The sequence below is a fragment of the Pseudoxanthobacter sp. genome (genome assembly GCF_036822375.1).
Classification (GTDB): Bacteria; Pseudomonadota; Alphaproteobacteria; order Rhizobiales; family Segnochrobactraceae; genus Pseudoxanthobacter.
On record NZ_DAISHT010000131.1, the window covers coordinates 1 to 3,375 of the forward strand.

Below are 3,375 nucleotides of genomic sequence, written 5' to 3' on the forward strand. Positions count from 1 at the left end.
TCAAGGTCGCCTTCCAGATGGACCACATCTCCACGCTGAAGATCGCGGGAGATTCGGGGTTCGCCCTGATGCTCGAAGCGCAGCAGCGCGGCCACACGCTCTATCATTTCACGCCCGACCGGCTGGCGATGCGCGACGGTGCGGTGTTCGTCAACGCCGAGCCGGTGACGGTGCGCGACGTGGCCGGCGATCACTTCACGCTGGGCGCCCGGGAGCGGCTGGCGGTGACGGATTTCGATGTGGTGTTCATGCGGCAGGATCCGCCGTTCGACCTCGCCTACATCACCGCCACCCACCTTCTGGAGCGCGTGCACCCCGCAACGCTGGTGGTGAACAACCCGGCTGCGGTGCGCAACGCGCCGGAGAAGATCTTCGTCACCCACTTCCCCGACCTGATGCCGCCGACGCTGATCACCCGCGACCGCGCCGAGATCGACGCCTTCCGCGCCGAGTTCGGCGACATCGTCATGAAGCCGCTTTACGGCCACGGCGGCGCTTCGGTGTTCCGCCTCACCCGCGACGACCTCAACTACGGCTCGCTGTTCGATCTTTTCTCCGCCACGCTGCGCGAACCGTGGATGATCCAGCAGTTCATCCCCGAGGTGAAGCACGGCGACAAGCGCATCATCCTGATCGACGGCGAGTTTGCCGGCGCGGTCAACCGCGTGCCGGCGGAAGGCGACCTGCGCTCCAACATGGTGCGCGGCGGCGCTGCGAAGGCGACCGAGCTGACCGCGCGCGAACGCGAGATCGTCGCCCGCATCGGGCCGGAACTGTCGCGGCAGGGGCTGATGCTGGTCGGCATCGACGTCATCGACGGCCGCCTGACGGAGATCAACGTCACCGCCCCCACCGGCCTCAGGGCCATCCGCCGCCTCGGCGGCCCGGACGGCGCAGCGATGCTGTGGGACAAGGTGGAAGCCCGCGTCGCGGCCGCAAAGGCCGCGTGAGGCGGCCGGCATGGACGGCGGCGACAAGCCCCGGGCCGCAGACGGGCCGGCCCTTCGCCTGCGCCTGACCGATGCCCCGCCGGAGGCGGCGCGCGTCACGCTCGCCGCGGGCATCGTCGCGTTCAACGCCCCGCGCGTCGGCCTGCCGCGCGGCCGCCCGCTGGCGGTGCTGCTGGAAGACAGCGACGGCACCGTGGCCGGCGGCCTTCTCGGCCGCACCAGCTATGAGTGGCTTTATATCGAGCTGCTGTTCGTGCCGGAGGCAGCCCGCGGCTGCGGCACCGGCGCCGAACTCGTGCGCCGGGCGCTGGCGGAGGCCCGCGGGCGCGGGGCCGTCGGCGCGTGGGTCGATACCTTCGGGGCCCGCACGGCCGCGTTCTACCAGCGGCTCGGCTTTACCGTGTTCGGCACGCTGGAAGACCACCCGCCGGGCAACACCCGGTATTTCCTGAAACAGCGGCTGGACGGCGCCGCTCAGTTGGCGCCGTAAGGGCGCACGCCGTTGGGCGCGCCCAGCGTCATCGGCGGCGGCATCAGCAGCACTTCGTTTTCGGTCACGACGCCGTTGTGATCGAAATCCGCCCGGTCGAACCACCAGCGCATGAAATATTCGATGTAGGCGTCGCGCTCGATGCTGCCGCCGGGCATGGTGCCCAGCTCGCCTTCCACCCAGTATTCCTGCCGCGCCACCGTCCACTCGCGCGGGTTGGAGGCGCCCCACGCCGCAGCCGCGGCCCGGATCTCGCCGGCGGTGACCACGCCGTCCTTGTTGCGGTCGAGAATGTCGAAGCTGCGCGAACGCTCGCGGACCGCCTGTTCGCGGGTCACCTCGCCGTCGCCGTCGCCGTCGAGCCAGCGGAAGGTTTCCATGTCGCGCTCGCGCTGCGAGCGGCCGTCGTCGGCACGGGCAGGGACGGCAGCCAGAACGGCAAGGCAGGCGCACGCCGCGAGCCTGGCGAGACGGCTCCAATCCCTGCTGTCGATCATCCGTTCCGCTCCCTGCGCCCGGCCGGCGGGCCGCACATAAACACCGCGATCCTGCAAAAAACGGGGCGCCGTGCGCCCCGTCGGATGCGACCGCCTGCGTGCAGGCGGTCGCGGTCTGAAGCGCCGGTCCGGCCGGCCAGTCAGTTGCCAGTCAGGCCGGCATCGTCCCGGTCAGACGGACAGCCGGTCCAGCGCCGCCAGAATCGCATCCGTCATGACCTGCGTGCCGACCGACTTGTCGCCGCCGCCGATGTCGCGGGTGCGCACGCCGGTATCGAGAGCCGCCGCAATGGCATTGTCGAGCAGGACCGCCTCCTCGACGAGGCCGAACGAGTAGCGCAGCGCCATCGCGAAAGAGGCGATCATGGCGATCGGGTTGGCCGCGCCGGTGCCGGCAATGTCCGGCGCCGAGCCGTGCACCGGCTCATACATGGCCTTGCGGCGGCCGGTCGCCTCGTCCACCGCGCCAAGCGCCGCCGAAGGCAGCATGCCGAGCGAACCGGTCAGCATTGCGGCAACGTCCGACAGCATGTCGCCGAACAGGTTGTCGCACACGATGACGTCGAACTGCTTCGGCCGGCGCACGAGCTGCATGCCACAGTTGTCGGCCAGGATATGCTCCAGGCTGACATCGGCATATTCGCGCGCGTGGACGGCGGTCACGACTTCCTTCCACAGCACGCCCGACTTCATGACGTTGTGCTTTTCGGAAGACGATACCTTGTTGCTGCGCGTGCGGGCAAGGTCGAAGGCCACGCGGGCGATGCGCTCGATCTCGTAGGTCTCGTAGACCTGCGTGTCGACGGCGCGCTTCTGGCCGTTCGCCAGCTCGGTGATCTCCTTCGGCTCGCCGAAATAGACGCCGCCGGTGAGTTCGCGCACGATGAGGATATCGAGACCCTCGACCAGCTCGCGCTTCAGCGACGAGGCATCCGCCAGCGCCGGATAGCAGATCGCCGGGCGCAGGTTGGCGAACAGGCCGAGATCCTTGCGCAGCCGCAGCAGGCCGGCTTCCGGGCGCACCTCATAGGGCACGTCCGCCCACTTCGGACCGCCGACGGCGCCGAACAGCACCGCGTCGGAGGCCTGCGCCAGCGCCATCGCCGCATCGGTGATCGCCACGCCGTGGGCGTCATAGGCCGCGCCGCCCACCACGTCTTCCTCGATGGAGAACGCGCCGCCGCCGGCCCGCTGATCGAACCAGCCGATCACCCTGCGCGCCGCAGCCGCGATCTCCGTGCCGATGCCGTCACCGGGCAGGAGCAGGATCTTGTGGGTCGCCATGGCCAGACATCCTTGTTCTTCGCCGTTCCGAAAAGCGCTTCGCCCGGGCAGCGGGCCGCGGGCGGCGCAGGCATTTCCCGGGGGCTGTCGGTATCGCGTCGCTGCCTGCGATGCAAGCCGTCAGGAAGGCGGCACGGCGCGGGCAGCCGCCGGC

General features: G+C 69.9%; 4 protein-coding genes. 2 read left to right on the top strand and 2 right to left on the bottom strand.

All coding sequences use genetic code 11. The features are described 5' to 3' along the window. Both gshB and V7067_RS12150 read left to right on the top strand, forming a co-directional pair. The coding region (gene gshB / locus V7067_RS12145) for a glutathione synthase (protein WP_334176167.1) at window positions 1–950 on the top strand (950 nt) is incomplete at its 5' end. A gap of 10 nt (window positions 951–960) precedes the next feature. Next, entirely contained in the window at window positions 961–1,440 is a 480-nt protein-coding gene (locus tag V7067_RS12150; RefSeq protein WP_334176168.1) for a GNAT family N-acetyltransferase, read from the top strand. On the opposite strand, the gene V7067_RS12155 is transcribed toward V7067_RS12150, so the two are convergent. Next, window positions 1,425–1,937: a hypothetical protein gene (locus tag V7067_RS12155; RefSeq protein WP_334176169.1), complete on the bottom strand. Its 513-nt coding sequence runs from the start codon at window positions 1,935–1,937 to the stop codon at window positions 1,425–1,427. The two genes, V7067_RS12150 and V7067_RS12155, sit on opposite strands and share 16 nt — an antisense overlap. Before the next feature lie 171 nt (window positions 1,938–2,108). Further along, the gene (gene leuB, locus V7067_RS12160; RefSeq protein WP_334176170.1) at window positions 2,109–3,221 is read right to left on the bottom strand and encodes a 3-isopropylmalate dehydrogenase; all 1,113 of its coding nucleotides are present in this window, start codon (window positions 3,219–3,221) and stop codon (window positions 2,109–2,111) included. Window positions 3,222–3,375: the final 154 nt, after the last annotated feature.